Below are 15,973 nucleotides of genomic sequence, written 5' to 3'. Positions count from 1 at the left end.
CGTTCACGCTGCGCACGCTGGCGCCGGCGGACGAGGACTCGCTGGAGAGCGACAAGCTGGCGCGGGTGAGCGGGTTCTCGCTGCACGCGGGGGTTGCGGCGCGAGCGGACCAGCGGGCGAAGGTGGAGCGGCTGTGCCGCTACGTGGCCCGGCCGGCGGTAGCGGAGCCTCGACTGTCGCTGACGGAACGGGGCGAGGTTCGGTACACGCTGAAGACGCCGTACCGCAACGGCACCACGCATGTGGTGTTTCAGCCCTTGGACTTCTTGGCACGACTGGCGGCGCTGGTGCCGCGTCTGCGGGTGAACCTCACGCGGTTCCATGGTGTCCTTGCGCCGAAGGCGAAGTGGCGAGGTGCGGTGACGCCGTCGGGTAGGGGTCGCGGAGGGCGGCCTGAGCCGGAGAAAGCGCAGGACCCGCCGGAATCGTGCGATCCGGCGAAGCGCCAGGCGATGAGCTGGGCGCAGCGGCTGAAGCGGGTGTTCCGGATCGAGATCGAGCGTTGTGCTCGCTGCGGTGGAAAGGTCCGGGTGATCGCGGCGATCGAGGATCCGAAGGTAATCGAACGGATTCTGGCCCACGTGGGTGCGTTGGGATCGGGCGAGGTGGAGGTTGCTGCGGCGGGACCGCGCGGGCTGCCGGGGTAGGGGCCGAGGGTCGAGTCTTCTTCCAGGGCGAGCAGCGCGTGCCGGCACAGGTCGGCGCCGTGGGTTTGCTCGTTCGCGGTTCGCCGGGCGGCGGCAAAAGTGGGTAGTGTCGCCGGAAAGGCACTGGTGGCATCGATACTGAAAAACGCGCCTCAGCCCACGCATGCCGTCTGAGCCGACGGCGAAGGGGCCGGTGGAGCGGGGCGCCTACTTCCCATTGGGCGTTTATTCGTCTTACGCTCTGAGCTTCGGTTGAAGTCGGTGGTGGATGGCAGTGCCCAGGATCTTCTGCGGGCCTCGCCCATCATCGTGTACAAGCCGAAGCTTGCGGCTGTCGTTGGCAAGCCGAGTCAGCACCGCTTCGAGGAATTTCACCGGGCCGATTCTTCGCGCGCCAGCAAGCTCGCCCTCCCCGCCCTAGGTCGCATCACCTACCGGCACGACGATCGCGTGAATCGCTCGGAGATTCTTCCGGGGCATATCGGCGTGCCGCTCGTGCTCTGTGAAGAGGCACGGCAAGTCAACGCGCTCAAGGATGCGTTGAAGGACGCGTTAAGGCCGATTCGGGGGAGGCAGATTCGCTATCGCGATGAGCAGGGAGTCGCCCGAAAGCGCGAGTTGACCACCGAGATGCTGAGGCGCCTGGGGGCCTCTGACGTGAACCTCTACGCCGCCTACCGCCACCTGCCGGTGGTAGACCATGCGGTGCAGCGCCTGAGCTACACGGTGGTGCGTAACCAGAACATCGAGCAGTGCACCGTAGATGAGCTGACGGCAAGGCTCCTAGACCGTGAACCCACTGAAGACCGGCAGGCCGACCTCGATACCCTGGCGACGTTACCTGGCAATGAGATCGTTGGGCGGCTGTCGGATTTCTACGAGCGGATTCGGGTGCTCGTCTACTTGGATCCTGGGGCGCCTCGTCGCTCGATCACTTTTCCCGGTGAGCTGCCGCTTCTGTTTCCTATTCTACCCAGTGCTCGGGCGCCAGCGCATCGCCCGCCGAGGGCTTGGGTGGAGAATCCGCGACGGCCTCGGCCGCCTAAGCGCCTCGAGACAGCACCCTTTCTTCTCACCGCGGCTTACTGCCGATACCTCACCGATCATCGCCGGTACCGCTAATTCAGAGCATCACGCGTTTTGGACCGTTGATCGCGATCTCAATATGCCCCAGGGCGCATGCTGACTCCGCTAGCAACGCAAGAGGCTACCTTGAAGAACGCTGCCGTCGCACTACTTTCGTTGACTCTTACATCTTGCGTAACACCGCCAGTAGCCGGTCTAGGCGACGTCATTGCAAAAGACATCCTCGATAAAGCCTCGGTTGTAGCTCAGCAGTCGATTGTGGCCGCCGAGGCTTCCGGACACCAGCTGATCGATCATGCGGGATTCCAACTCCAATACGCTATCGATCAGGTAGACTACAAACTCGGCAATCAGAGAGAGAAGCTAGTCCGGCAGCTCGATGAAGTAGTCCAAACTGCTGTGCAGCAAATCGACTACTTGAGAAGCGACATTGCTAACGTGTTTTGTAGGGAAAGTTGGTCTGATCGGAACAATCGTCGGCGCAGTGATTATCGAGGGTTACAAAGCGCTCGCATGCCTCGCCCGAGGCCTGGTATGCCAAAGTCTCGACTCTCCCAGAAACTGTAATGCTGGAGCCATTTCGAGGATAAAGGAACACCGGGAATTTGTAGTCGATTACCTCATCGGTTTTCCATTCGCCACGCCGCTTGTTGTGACGCTCTAGCATGACTCGAATGTAAAGGATCTCTACTCGGTCTTGCTTGAACTTACCCTTAAAGAGGTCGTTCCTAAACGCGACCCGCATAGTATTACCAGGAGGAGCAGTAGCGAAGCTGGCGCCCGCGCTGCTGGCGAGCGAGAGTAAGCAGAGCGTCACATCAGGTGGGCGATGGCAACGCCCTCTGTCCTAAGCGTTGCATTAGCACGCCGCACAGGGGTACGGCCAGGGCCCACACGAAGGCCAAGCAGACGATGATCAGCCACAGCTCGGCCGTGAAGGTCACGCCGCCTAGGGAGCGACCCGCGAGGTAGGCCGCAGGGCCACCGATCGCTCCCATGAGGCCCGCCAGGGCGTAGCGGTGATGCAACCAGCGTAAGGTGCTGCCGAAGAGCAAGGCGAAGTTCGCCCACATGGTCACGATCCACACGGGTGCCAGGCCGACCAGGGGCACGGGCGCCGCGTAGCTCGGGAGCTGGCTGGAGGCGAAGATGCTGTCCACGGCAAAGCCACCCACGCTGAGACCGAGTACCAGCCACCAGACGCTCGCCGGCGGTCGCAGGAGCACCGCGTGGGCGAGGGCACTCACGCCGAAGGCCGTGGGACCGAGCCCGGGCTGCTCGTGGGCGGCGCCCAGCACGCAAGCCAACCAAACGGCCTTGAAGGCGATGAACTCGAGGGCGACGCCGGCGAGCCGCAGCAGATCTGGCGTGCCGCCGCCGGGGGCAGCATCGGGCGGTGGGTGTGAGGGCATGGAACGTGCGCTCCAACTGACTCGGGCGCTGCAGTTTACGCGCCTGTGCCAGGTCGCTCCTTGGGGCCGTTCACAGGCCGGCTAGGACCGTGCCGCGGTCGAAGCGTGTGGCTGCCACCAGCAGCATGGACACACCCAGCAGGACGAACAGGCCGGCGATGCCGAGTTCCATGGCGCGATGGGGGATTCGCCCTTGCAGGTAGGGGCCGATTTGCCCGCCGATCAGTACGCCTGGAATCGTGTACATCACGAGATTCCAGGGCACCGCCGCTACGCCGCCTTCGCTCACCAGACGCCCGATCAGCGTGAAGGAGGCACAGGCGGCGGTCACGATGACGACGGCGACGGAGGTGGCGGCGGCGATGGCCACGGGCACGCCCCGCTTGGTGAGCTGGGGCACGATGACCTCGCCGATACCCACGGAGACCATGCCCGTGAGGAAGGCGCCGAATGCCGTGAGCGCACGTCCTCGGTGACCGAAGGACGGCGATCGGTAGCGGTACTCTCTCCCCTCACTGTCGACGACGTGTCGCTGCGGCGAGCTGGTCGTTGATGGGACTGCGCCGGTGGCGGGCAGGGCGTCCTCGTGTCGTAGGCACACGTGAATCGCCGCGAGGCCTAGCACCAGCAGCGCGTAACCGGTGATCAGCACGCCATCGTGAATCAAGCTGGCGGACACGGCGCCGATCACCCCGGTGGGTACGGCGATCAGGAGGAACCGTCGTGCTAGGGGGAAGTCGATCGTGCGTTTGCGGTGGTAGCCGATCAGTCCGGAGGTGAAGCCGAAGGTCTCCGTCAGCAGGGCCGTGCCGATGGCGGCGACGGTGCTCGTGAGCTCGTACTGTGGGCCGAGCAGCGGAAACAAGAGAATGAAGATGGGCGTGAACAGGGCCGCGCCGCCGATGCCGCTCAACATCGCGGAGGTGGCCACGCAAATGGCCACGGGGAACATGAACCAGTAGAGCGTAAGGTTCATCGTGCATGCTGCTCAGGCGCTGGCGATCCGCGCCGCTGGACCCGGCCGTGGCCTTGCTTGCCGCGGGCGAGCATCGCTTACCGACTCGCCGACTGCGCCCCGTGCCGCTCCGGTGGTGTGGCGCAGCATGCCTCGGCCGATCACCGGGAAAGCACCTTCGACAGCGTCTCGTCCTGGCCAGCGCTGGCGGCGAGATCGTTGTTCCCTTCGACGAGTTTGCTAATTTTTCTGATCGCTTGTGTTGATGTAACAATGCTTGTGGTGGGCGTTATAGCGTGCTTTCGCGGCGCCGTCGACCGTGTCGGCGCGCACGGGGCATCCATCTCGCTAGCGCGGGCAAGTCATTCGGGCCTCGGCCACCAGCGCACTTGCGTGACTCTCAGCTCGCGCGGGCTGTAGCGCGATCGAAATGGCGCTGCAGCTCGGCCGCCGCGGCCCGCGTCCGTAGGGCCGGGAACACCTCGTTCGGGGCGCGGTGGATCCGCTCACCAGCACGCTCGAGGGGCGTCTGCCCTGCGTCGGTCAATGCGACGTGACTGGCGCGAAATGCGTATTGGCACGCCATATGTTCAATCGTCGGCGCGCCCTGAATTTCATGGAAAATTCAACCATTACAAGCTTCTATCGAATTCTTGGAGGCGCTCTAATGGACCGCGGTATCCAAAATATTGACTTAATGCGATCTGCCATTTGACTATAACCACATTATTGACAGTAGCGGTCGGACGCGGAATTTTGCCGCGCGACCGTACTCAGTGCGGCAGAAGATCGCGCGCCAAGAGAAGGATAGGGAGCCGCCTATGGATGACATCGACCCGCGCTATCTGGCGGTGCTCAATCGCTACGGAACGGACACGAACCCGCACACGAAAGGGTCACTGCTGAGTCATCTCGCGGGGACCTACCGCCTGCTTCAGCAGTGGGGGAACCCGCAGCACGTGGCGCTGGCGGGGCTGTTCCACAGCATCTACGGCACGCAGTACTACAAGGTGAGTTCGACGGGCCTATCGGATCGCGAAGCCATCGCGGCCGAGATCGGCAAGGAAGCCGAATCCCTCGCTCACCTGTTCTGCGCAACGGACCGTCTGGGCCTGTTTTTCGAACTGGACAAGGACTCGCCCCATCTGTGGCACATGAGCGAGCAACGTTTGCTGGCCGTGGAACCAGAAACCGTACAAGAGCTAGCGGAAATAGAAGTGGCCAACCGCGTTGAGCAGCACTCTGCGGCAGCTGTGCTTGCTAAGGATCACGTGTCACACCTAAGGCAAATGCTCGAGCGCGGGCGAGACTATCTAACGACCGGGGCTACCGAATCGTTTGAGCGTCTTTTGTCTGACAAGGCCGCCGCAGCATAGACCCATCGGGCGGGCGACGAATCATCGCCGCTTGCGCCAGGGGCGGCGAATTTTTGGATTAGAATTTTTGGATTAGAAAGGTTCTTAAGGGGAAGAGAACGTGCAGAAGACTAGGTACTTGATCGTGGGGGCGGGGCCGGCCGGCGTGCAGATGGCTTATCACATGCAGCAGGCGGGGGACGATTACTTGGTGGTAGAGAAGGGGCCGAGACCTGGCTACTTCTTCGAGACCTTTCCCCGCCACCGCACGCTCATCTCCATCAACAAGCGGTTTACCGGCTCCGATCATCCCGACTTCAACATGCGCCATGACTGGAACTCGCTCCTAAGCGACGACCTGGCCCACAGCTTTACGGACTACGACGAAAACTACTTCCCCAACGCCGATAGCCTAACGCGCTACATGGCGGACTACTGCAGGAAGTACGAGCTCAGCGTGCAATACAACACGGAGATCACCGAGGTGGCCGCCGGCGATGAGGGATACCTCTGCCGGTGCGCGGACGGCCGCGAAATTCGCGCCGAATACCTGCTGATCGGGACGGGGTTGTTCAAGCCGCTGATACCGCAGATCGAGGGGATCGAGCACGCGGAGAATTACGTGGACATGTCCGTGGATCCGAGTGACTTCAACAACCAACGGGTGTTGATCATCGGCAAGGGCAACTCGGGCTTCGAGACGGCGGACAACCTGGTCGCCAACGCCTCCGTGATCCACGTGGCCAGTCCGTCCTCCATCCGCATGGCGTGGAAAACGCACTACGTCGGCCATCTGCGCGCGGTCAACAACAACCTTCTAGATACCTATCAGCTGAAGAGTCAGAACGCGGTCATCGACGCGGACATTCGCTGCATCGAAGCAAACGGTGACAACGGGTACGACGTGACCTTTGCCTACCGCCATGCGCAGGGCGAAGTGGAGGTGCTGAGCTACGACCGAATACTCTGCTGCGCGGGCTTCCGGATCGATGACGGCATCTTCACGGACAGCGCGCGCCCGCAGCTCACGATCAAGAACAAGTATCCGCTGCTGAGCAGCGAGTTCGAATCCGTGAACTGCCCAAAGATGTACTTCATCGGCACGCTTACCCATTCCCTCGACTATCGAAAGACCACCTCTGGCTTCATCCATGGCTTCCGCTACAACGTGAAGGCACTGCACAGCATTCTCGGGACCAAGCATGAGGGTCGTGAGCTGCCAGAGGAGGATCTGTACGTATCGCCGCTGGAGCTCTCCCGCCACATGCTGGATCGGGCCAACGTCTCCGGTGCCCTGTGGCAGCAGCCAGGCTACATGGCGGACTACGTTTACTGGTCCGGCTCGTCGATCCGCTACGGCACGCAGCTGCCGATTCGCTACATCACCGAGCAGCTTGCGGGCGCGCAGAGCACCGTATGCACCATGTCCCTCGAGTACGGCGACCCGATCGAGGGTGACCCCTTCGCCGTCGAGCGCATACATCGCGAGAACGTCGAGGAGGCGCGTAGCAGCAAGTTCCTGCACCCGGTGATCCGGATCTTCCAGGGCGGTGAGCTGGTGGACGAGCACCACGTGCTCGAGGACCTCGAGTCACGCTGGGAAGAGCCCGTGCACATCGACCCCTTGGCGCAGTTTCTCGAGCGCTACTTCACTCACCCGGCAAGCGTAGCAGTCTCTTAGGTAGATCGTGGCCCCAGCTACAACCAAGGAAGGATGTTGATGCTGTCGAGACTGTTCGAGGGCCTGTCGAGGTTTCCCCTCGCGTGCCGCTTCGCCGTGTTCGTCTTGGTGCCCTTGGGCGTGATCGCGGCAGTGGCGTACCAGCGGCTCACGGCCAGCTTGCCGGCCGATGCAGGACGGGCGGCCGTGCCGGGGCTAGTATCACCCGTGCGGGTCACTCGAGACCCGCACGGCGTACCCTACATCGAGGCCCATCAGGACCTCGATGCCTATACGGCCCTGGGATTTCTCCATGCGCGCGATCGTCTTTGGCAGCTGGAGCTGCAAAGGCGTACGGCGCAGGGTCGCCTAGCGGAGATCCTGGGTGCAGATGCGCTGCGCTCGGACATGATCTTCCGCACGCTGGACCTCTACACGCCCGCCGAGTCGGCGCTGGCGGCGCTCAGCGAGGATGCTCGCGCGTCCTTGGAGGCGTACGCGCGCGGCATCAACGCGTGGATGGAGAGCGCACCGGCGCTGCCGGCGGAGTTTCCTCTGCTGGGCGTGCGGCCCGAGCCATGGCGAGCGCTCGACTCGGTGGCGTGGATGAAGGTCTTCGCCCTGAACCTGGCCGGCAACTACCAGCAAGAGCTCAACCGCCTGGTGGCCAAGACCAACCTCAGCGACGCCCAGTTCCGCTCGCTATTTCCGGATTATCCCGAGGACGCACCGACCACGCTGGCGGCCTGGCCGTCGCGGGCCGGACAAGAGCTCGTGGCGCTAGCCGACGCGCATCGGCAAGCCCTGGACTTCGTGGGGCTGGCGCATCCGGCCGTCGGAAGTAATGCCTGGGTGGTGGGCGGGGCGCGCGCCAAGGGGGGCGTTCCCGTACTTGCCAACGACCCCCACCTGGCCCTGCAGATGCCTTCCTACTGGTACGTGGTGCGCATGCGCGGCGATCGCTTGAACGCCTCCGGCATGAGTTTGGTGGGTCTGCCCGTGGTGGTGTTCGGGCACAACGCCGATTGCGCCTGGGGCGGCACCAGTCTCATGGCGGACGTGCAGGATTTGTACGTCGAGCAGCTCCACCCCACCAACAACATGGCGTACCGCTCTGGCGAGGGGTGGCGGGCCTTCACCACGCGCACGGAGAGCATCGCCGTGCGCGCACCGTTCCCTCAGTTCCTGCGCCCGCGTCTGAAGCCGGTCGAGATTCGCGTGCGGGGCAGCGAGCACGGACCGATCATCAGCGATCTGCTCGGTAAGTCCGATACGCCTCTGGCCCTGCAGTGGACTGCCCTGGCGCCCGACGACACCACCTACGAAGGTTTTTATCGCCTAGGCTATGCGCACGATTGGGCGTCGTTCCGCGGTGCCCTGGCGCACATGGTGGCGCCGGCCCTGAACTTCGTCTACGCGGACACGCAAGGGTCCATCGGCTATGCAGCCGCAGGCCGAGTGCCCGTGCGCCGCTCCGGCAAGGGCACGCTGCCGGTTCCCGGCCACGACCCGCAGTTCGCCTGGACGGGCAGCATCGCGCCAGCGCAGATGCCCGCCGCGCTCAACCCCGAGGCGGGCTACTTCGTCAGTGCCAACAACAGACCTGCCGGACCGGATTATCCCCACTTCATCTCTGCCGACTGGGCAAGTCCAGAACGGGCCGAGCGCATCGAGTCCCTGCTCCTGCGATCACCGCAAGGTCTTCGCGCCGAGGACCACCGGCAGATCCAACAAGACACGGTGGACCTGCAGCTAAAGCGCCTGCTGCCGAGCCTGCTGGCGCACTCAGCCACCTCGCAAGCGCAGGCGCAGGCCCTGGCCGCGCTGCGCGACTGGAACGGCAACATGAGCCGCGACAGTCGCGCGGCGACGATCGCCGCGGCGTGGTTGCGCCAGCTGCGGTTTCAGCTGTTTCGCGACGAGTTCCAAGGCTTCTGGAACACGACGGAGACCAATCGCGTGCTCACCGGCATACGCCGGTCCGTGGATGCGGCGGTCATCACTCAGGTGTTGGAAGAGGGCGACTCCCTTTGGTGCGACGACGTCACCACGCAAGCCACCGAGTCCTGCGCGGACATCCTCGACCGGTCCTTGGATGCGGCCATTCGCTCCACCAACAAGCTCCTGTCCCATCGCCCGATGGAGACCTGGGCCTGGGGCGAAGCGCACGCGGCGAAGTTCCAGCATACGCCCTTCAGCAGCGCCAAGATTCTCAGTTCCGTCTTCGAGCGCCGGGTGCCAAGCGGAGGCTTTAGCAACTCCATCAACGTGGCCAATGCGAGCTATCAGGAATCTGAGGGCTACAACCAAACCTTCGGCGCGTCCTTTCGCATGGTCATCGAGCTGACCCAGCCGCCGCGCCTTAGCTACATGAACACGACAGGCCAGTCGGGCAACGTCATCAGCGAGCACTACGACGACATGCTCGTGCCTTTCCAAGAGGGGGAGTACTACGTATTGGGCGACGCGCACCCGCAGTCGGATCGCGTGCTGTTACTAACCGCTTACTGATAGGGGCTAGAGCGTGCTCAGTCTGTTTACCTCCCGGGCGCCGAACCGGGTCTTCATTGCCATGTTGCTCGGCATCGCCGCGGGCTTTGGCGTGGCGATGGTGATCCCGTTGCTCATGAACATCGTGCAGCCGACCCCAGGCGGCTTCTCGCCGCAGGCAAGCGACTCGCTGTTCCTCGGGAACTGGGAAGTCTCCGACGCGCGCTTCGCCGTCACCTTCGTGGTGCTGTGCGCTCTGACATTCATCGCCCGCACGGTGGCTCAGGTGCTGCTGATTCGCGTGTCTGCCACGGTCACCACGGACCTGCGGGCGCGCATTTACAACGTGGTGGCCCGCGCGCCGCTCGCCGCCGTGGAGTCCGTAGGACCCTCGCGCCTCATGGCCGTGCTGACGGCTGACGTGCCGCGCATCGTCGGTGGCGCGCGCCTGGTGCCTGAGGTGCTTACGAGCGCGATGACCTTGCTCGGCTTGTTCGGGTTCCTCTACTACCTAAACGCCGAGGTAGCGGCCTTCGTTTTGCTGGCAATCGGCATAGGCGTGGTCACCTACCAGGTGCCGGTGTTCATCGGTCGTCGCTACCTGGCACGCTCCAGGCATCACTTGGACAGTCTTCACGAGGGCATCCGAGGGCTCGTCTACGGCGTAAAGGAGCTCAAGCTCAATCGCCTGCGGCGAGATGCGTTTCTGGACGAGGTGCTCATGGACAGTGAGCGCAAGGTGCGCCAGGCGCAGAAGACCGGACAGAGCGTGCTTCGCGTGGCCATGAACTACGGCAACCTGATCGGGTTCTTCGTGATCGGTGCCGTGAGCTTCATCGTCATCAACCACACGACACTGACGCGCGCAGAGCTAGTGGGCGTGATCATGGTGTTGCTCTACGTCTCAGGTCCCGTGGGGATGTTGCTCAGCTTCGTGCCACAGCTCATGTCCGCGGGGATCTCCTATCGCAAGCTCAAGCAGCTGCTGAGCGCTCTGCCAAGCGAGGGGGTCAGCGACAAGGTCATCGAACCCATGAGCTGGCAGACGCTCGAGTTCACGGACGTGACCTACGTGCACAAGGACGCGAGCGGCGAAGCGGCCTTCAAGCTCGGGCCCGTAAGCTTCACGCTGGAGCGCGGCAGCGTCACCTTCATCGTGGGCGGCAACGGGTCCGGCAAATCCACGCTCAGCAAATTGATCTCCCTGCACTACCGCCCCGACGGCGGCAAGATCCACTTCGATTCCGTGCGCGTCGATGAGCAGACGATCACGACCTTTCGCCAAAAGATCTCGGTGATCTACTCGGACTACTACCTCTTCGCAAAGCTGCTCATGGTCAGAAGCAGCAAGGCCACGGCAAAGGTCAATCACTACCTGAAGATGCTCGAACTCGATCATAAGGTCAGCTTCGATGGCAGCGCCTTCTCCACGCTCAAGCTGTCGGACGGGCAGCGTCGCAGGTTGGCCCTGCTCGTGTCCTTCATCGAGGACAGCGACCTGTACCTGTTCGACGAATGGGCCGCCGATCAGGACCCGCGCTTCAAGGTGGTGTTCTACACGGAGATCCTGCCGGAGCTGAAGGCGCGCGGGAAAGCCGTCGTCGTGATCTCCCACGATGATCGGTACTTCGACGTGGCGGACCGACTGATCCACATGGAGGACGGGCGGATTCGCTCGATCAGTAAGGCAACGGCCAGCAAGAGCAACGTGTTGCCGATAGGGACTACGCCGAGAGTCGTGCTGTGATGGATGATCTTATTCAACGTGAGAGCGGGGATGGCGCGGAGCACTCCTATGGTGGGGTCAGCGTCGACACGCACATGCCCCTGTCGCTCGTTCAGCGCGACGTGTACTTCGATCAGCAGCGCTCACCGCTCAACCCGAAGTTCAACATCGGTGGCTACATCGCCTTTCGCGCCATCGATGTAGGGCGGCTGCAGAGGGCCCACGGACGGCTCATCGAGACGGACCCGATTTTCGGTCTACGCCTGTATTCGCGCAGCGGCGAGGTGGTGCAGCGTTCCAGCGCCAAACGCAGCGCGGCGCTCGAAGTGCTCGACTTCAGCGCCGAGCAGGGCGCCCGGGAGAGCGCACGGGAGTGGATGGACGCGCAGTTCCTCGAGCGCTTTCCAGCACAGGACGCCGATTTATACCGCTGCCGCCTGCTGAAGGTTGCGCCTAACGAGTACTGGTACATGTTCATCGCGCACCACCTCATCATGGATGGGTGGTCCTTTGCGAACCTGTGCAAGCGCCTCGCCCACTTCTACGCCGACCCGATGGGGGCGGTTGACCTGGGGCCACCGTGGTACGCAAGCGTGGCCGACGACATGGCCTACGCCCAGTCCACAAAGCATGCACGCGATTTGGCGTATTGGGAGCAGACGCTAGCGCCTCTACCGCCGCGAGTGCTGACGCCGCACTACCAGCCCTTGGTGCGGACGCCCGAGTGCGTTCCCAGCGGGCGACACGTGCTCAGCTACGACCCTGGCGAGTTCAGTCGAATCGAGGAGCAGGTGGCGGCGCAGGGGTGGCAGCTCGCGCAGTTCCTGATGGCCGTGGTGGTGACCTACGTCGGCTCCTTGGCGCAGTTCGAGCCCTTCGCCGTGGCCCAGCCCGTGCACAACCGGCGCGGCCGCGGCCAGCGGCAGATGCTCGGGCTGTTCACCAACACCAATATCTTGCGCTTCGCGCCCGAGGCCGATTGGACCGTGGCGCAGCTCATGGAATACGTAGGTCAGGTGCAGCGCAAGGGGTATCGCCACAGTCGCCTGCCCTACGGAGATCTCGTGCGCAGCGTAGGCACGACAGGCGATGGGGCGCCATCGCTGGCGGACGTACGTTTCAACTATCTAAAGATGGACAGCGAGCTGCTGATCGATGGCAAGCCCGCGGACATCCACTACCTGACCCATCACCACGAGCCCATGCCCTTGGCTGTGGTGGTCTGGGACCAGGGGCGTCACCAGCCCGTGGAGATCCAGCTGGACTACAACGTGGCGTACTTCGCCGAGGCAGAGGCGCAGCTACTCGGGGCACGCTTGCGCGCCATGATCGCGAGGGCGGCAGCGCAACCTGACTGCGCGCTGTCGGCCCTGTGCGAGCTGCCGCCGGCAGAGCGCACGCAGCTGGACCGTTGGGGTCGCAGCGAGGCTTGCATCGAGGCAACGCCGGTGCTCACCTCGATCGCGCGGCAGGTGGCGGCAACGCCGCAGGCGATCGCCGTCGAGTCCGATGACGAGCAGCTGACCTATGCCGAACTCGGTGCGCGTAGCAACCAGCTGGCGCGGGCACTGGTGGAGGAGTACGGCGTCCGTCCCGGGGACTTCGTCGGGGTGTGCTGCCAGCGCACGACCGACATGGTGGTCGCGTTGCTGGGTGCCATGAAAGCTGGCGCCGGCTACGTGCCCCTGGACCCGACCTATCCGCGCGAGCGCCTCGAGTTCATGCTCGAGGACTCCGGTGCGCGCGTCGTGTTGACGCAGCTGGAGTTGTTCCAGTGGTTGGAGCTGGATACGCAAAGCGCCGTGCTCGTCGACCGCGCGCTACACGATGAGCAATTCGCCGCTTACTCGCCTGCGGAACTCAGCGCCGACGAGGTGTCGATCGATGCTACGACGCCGGCCTATGTGATTTATACGTCTGGTTCCACGGGCAAGCCCAAGGGTGTGCTCATCGAACACGGTGCGCTGGCGGCGTCGACGCGGGCTCGCGAGGAGACCTACGAAGATGCGCCGGAAGCGTTCCTGTTGCTGTCTTCTTACTCTTTCGACAGTTCCGTCGTGGGCCTGTTCTGGACCCTGACCAGCGGCGGGCGCCTGGTGCTGTTTGCCCATGGGCAGGGGTTTGACTTCAGCAAGCTTGCGCAGGCCCTCGTGCGCCACGAGATAACCCACTACCTGACCTTGCCCGACGTGCATGGGCAGCTCCTGCGCCACCTGCCGTCGCCGCCGCCGTCCCTGCGCGTTGCCATCGTCGCGGGATCCGCGTGCGCACGCACACTCGTTGCAGCGCACTTCGAGGCGTCCTGGCGCGCCGTGCGTCTGTATAACGAATACGGCCCCACGGAGGCGTGCGTCTGGAGCGCGTGCTTCGAGTGCACGCCGCAATGCCTGCCTAGCTACGCGACGGTGCCCATCGGTACCCCGCCCGCACACGCGCGGCTACGGATTCTGGATGGCAAGCAAAACCCCGTGCCTGCGGGGCATGCCGGTGAGCTGTACATCAGCGGCCCGGGCCTGGCACGCGAGTACCTCAACCGCCCCGAACTCACGGCGCAGCGCTTCGTCACGCTCGCGGATCGGCCAGCGCAGCGATGGTTCCGTACCGGCGATGTGGTCCGTTGGCTGGCCAGCGGCGAGCTCGAGTACCTGGGCCGCGCGGACTCGCAGGTCAAGATCAACGGCTTTCGCATCGAACTGGAGGAAGTGGAGTCGGCCTTGGCCGCTTGCCCCGCCGTCGCCGGTGCCGCCGTCGTTGCCGTCGAGCGTGAGGGCCGCTGGCGCTTGGGCGCCTTCCTCATCGCCGATGGAACGGATACGGAACACGACGCGGCGAGCGCCGAGCAAGCGCTGATCGAGAGCGCCAAGGCGACGCTGGCGCAAAGCCTGCCCGCATACATGCACCCTCATGGCTACCAAATCGTGGCCGAGCTGCCGCGTACGCCGAGTGGCAAGCTCGATCGCAAGGGGTTGCCGCCCTTCGAGTTCTACTCGCCGGCGGAGCACGTGGCGCCGGCCACGGAGACGGAACGTCGCATCAGCGCCCTGTGGTGCCGCATCTTCGGTGTCACGCAGCTCAGCGCCGAGGCTGACTTCTTCGAACTCGGTGGTCACTCCCTGCTCGCAGCGAGCATTGCCAGCGAGGCTTCCAAGGAGTTCGCCAAGGACGTCCCCGTGGTCGCCGTGTTCGATCACCGCACGATCCGCTCCCTCGCCAGCTTCATCGAGGGTCAGCAGGACCAGCAATTCAGCGCCATTCCCCGGGCCTCGCGCGAGGTGCCCTTGGCCCTGTCCTTTGCCCAGCAGCGCCTTTGGTTCGTCGACTCATTGGAGCAGTCGAGCAGCCAGTACAACCTCCCCGGGGCCATTCGCGTGGTTGGCGCCCTAGATCTGCGGGCCCTGCAGCAGGCCCTCGACGGCTTGGTCGAACGCCACGAGATCTTGCGTACGGTCTACTGCGAGGACGCGCAGGTGGTGCGGCCGGCGGCGTCCGTTGCCTTGGAGAGCGTAGCGCTCTGCGGGCACGCGCTCAGCGATCCGCAGGTCCAAGCGCATATCGATGCGGAGGCGAGTAAGCCCTTTAGGCTAGATCACGATCTGATGCTGCGCTGTAGAGTTCTGCAGCTCGGCGTCGAAGAGCACATCGTGCTGCTCACGATGCACCACATCGCCTCTGACGGCTGGTCTCTGGCCACCCTGATACGGGATTTGGTGGCTCTGTACACGGCCGCGCTGGAGGAGACCTCCGCCGAACTCGCGCCGCTGCCGATTCAGTATGCCGACTATGCCCAATGGCAACGCGCCACCCTCGGCCCCGAGGCGTTGGCCGATGGCCTTGCCGTGTGGCGCGACCGCCTCGACGGGATGCCCGAGGTCCATGCGCTGCCCCTGGATCGGCCGTGGCCAGCGCGGCAGGGCTACGCTGCTAGCGTAGTGCATAGGCAGCTCTCGACCGGGACCTGCGCGCGCATTCGCCGCCTCGCGGAGTTCCACGACGCCAGCACCTTCATGCTGTTGCAGAGCGTGTTTGCCCTGCTTCTGGGGCGCTGGAGCGCCAGCGATGACGTCGCCGTGGTCACGCCGACGGCCGGCCGTGCGCACGCGGATGTGGAAGGGCTCATCGGCAATTTCCTGAACAACTTGATCATTCGCAGCAAGCTGGATCCGTCGCAGTCGTTCCGCGACATGCTGTCCCAGTCTCGCGACGTGATACTGGAGGCCTTCTCGCACCAGCATGTGCCCTACGAGGTGCTGGTGGACGCTCTGTGCACGGACCGTGACCTGCGCTACCTGCCCCTGTGTCAGGTCAAGTTCGTCCTGCAGAACTACGTGACCGAACAGTTGAGTTTGCCTGGGGCGCAGGTTGAGCTGATCCACGACGAGTACCGGCACGTTCGTTTCGATCTCGACCTCACGGCCACGGAAACGGCACACGGCATGTCGCTAGCGTGGATGTACAAGCGGGATCTGTTCGACCACGCGACGATCGAGCGTCTCGCCAGCGCCTTCGAGCGACTCCTCGACGGGGTGCTTGGCGCGCCGGATGCGCCGGTGGGAAGTCATGCGCTGGTTGAGGAGTTCGAGGGCCAAGCGCTGCTGGAGCGCGGCTGCGGCCCGCGCGTGGGGCGGGGTCGCGACTCGACGGT

At 64.0% G+C, this 15,973-nt stretch carries 9 protein-coding genes; 7 read left to right on the top strand and 2 right to left on the bottom strand.

Going from position 1 to position 15,973, the window contains the following annotated elements; genetic code table 11:
• Together AAGA68_26155 and AAGA68_26150 are read left to right on the top strand one after the other, a co-directional pair.
• Positions 1–647 (top strand): transposase (locus AAGA68_26155; protein ID MEM9388552.1); only part of this gene is annotated, 647 nt, incomplete at its 5' end.
• A gap of 252 nt (positions 648–899) precedes the next feature.
• The gene (locus AAGA68_26150; protein ID MEM9388551.1) at positions 900–1,769 is read left to right on the top strand and encodes a hypothetical protein; all 870 of its coding nucleotides are present in this window, start codon (positions 900–902) and stop codon (positions 1,767–1,769) included.
• 782 nt (positions 1,770–2,551) lie between these two features.
• On the opposite strand, the gene AAGA68_26145 is transcribed toward AAGA68_26150, so the two are convergent.
• Positions 2,552–3,145, bottom strand: coding sequence for a DUF2878 domain-containing protein (locus tag AAGA68_26145; GenBank protein ID MEM9388550.1), 594 nt, complete (start codon positions 3,143–3,145; stop codon positions 2,552–2,554).
• Between the two features lie 70 nt (positions 3,146–3,215).
• On the bottom strand, positions 3,216–4,121 hold the full coding sequence (locus tag AAGA68_26140; protein MEM9388549.1) for a sulfite exporter TauE/SafE family protein: 906 nt from the start codon (positions 4,119–4,121) through the stop codon (positions 3,216–3,218).
• Positions 4,122–4,921: 800 nt separating this feature from the next.
• Between AAGA68_26140 and AAGA68_26135 the strand changes: the two genes are divergently transcribed.
• The 5 genes from AAGA68_26135 to AAGA68_26115 form a co-directional block, all read left to right on the top strand.
• Positions 4,922–5,476 carry a DUF6817 domain-containing protein gene (locus tag AAGA68_26135; protein MEM9388548.1) on the top strand — a complete coding sequence of 185 codons (555 nt, stop codon included), beginning with the start codon at positions 4,922–4,924 and terminating at the stop codon, positions 5,474–5,476.
• 100 nt (positions 5,477–5,576) lie between these two features.
• Positions 5,577–7,136 carry an NAD(P)-binding domain-containing protein gene (locus AAGA68_26130; GenBank protein MEM9388547.1) on the top strand — a complete coding sequence of 520 codons (1,560 nt, stop codon included), beginning with the start codon at positions 5,577–5,579 and terminating at the stop codon, positions 7,134–7,136.
• 39 nt (positions 7,137–7,175) lie between these two features.
• Positions 7,176–9,626, top strand: coding sequence for a penicillin acylase family protein (locus AAGA68_26125; GenBank protein MEM9388546.1), 2,451 nt, complete (start codon positions 7,176–7,178; stop codon positions 9,624–9,626).
• A gap of 13 nt (positions 9,627–9,639) precedes the next feature.
• Entirely contained in the window at positions 9,640–11,352 is a 1,713-nt protein-coding gene (locus AAGA68_26120; protein ID MEM9388545.1) for a cyclic peptide export ABC transporter, read from the top strand.
• Positions 11,352–15,973 (top strand): amino acid adenylation domain-containing protein (locus tag AAGA68_26115; GenBank protein MEM9388544.1); only part of this gene is annotated, 4,622 nt, incomplete at its 3' end. The genes AAGA68_26120 and AAGA68_26115, both read left to right, overlap by 1 nt.

This window comes from Pseudomonadota bacterium, from assembly GCA_039193195.1.
GTDB lineage: Bacteria > Pseudomonadota > Gammaproteobacteria > Steroidobacterales > JBCBZW01 > JBCBZW01.
This window is presented reverse-complemented; position numbering and strand designations above follow the sequence as displayed.

What these genes read in the sequence shown, in the direction of transcription:
- AAGA68_26145 (MEM9388550.1), bottom strand. Translation starts at nt 3,145, where the DNA reads ATGCCCTCACACCCACCGCCCGATGCTGCCCCCGGCGGCGGCACGCCA.
- AAGA68_26140 (MEM9388549.1), bottom strand. Translation starts at nt 4,121, where the DNA reads ATGAACCTTACGCTCTACTGGTTCATGTTCCCCGTGGCCATTTGCGTG.
- AAGA68_26135 (MEM9388548.1), top strand. Translation starts at nt 4,922, where the DNA reads ATGGATGACATCGACCCGCGCTATCTGGCGGTGCTCAATCGCTACGGA.
- AAGA68_26125 (MEM9388546.1), top strand. Translation starts at nt 7,176, where the DNA reads ATGCTGTCGAGACTGTTCGAGGGCCTGTCGAGGTTTCCCCTCGCGTGC.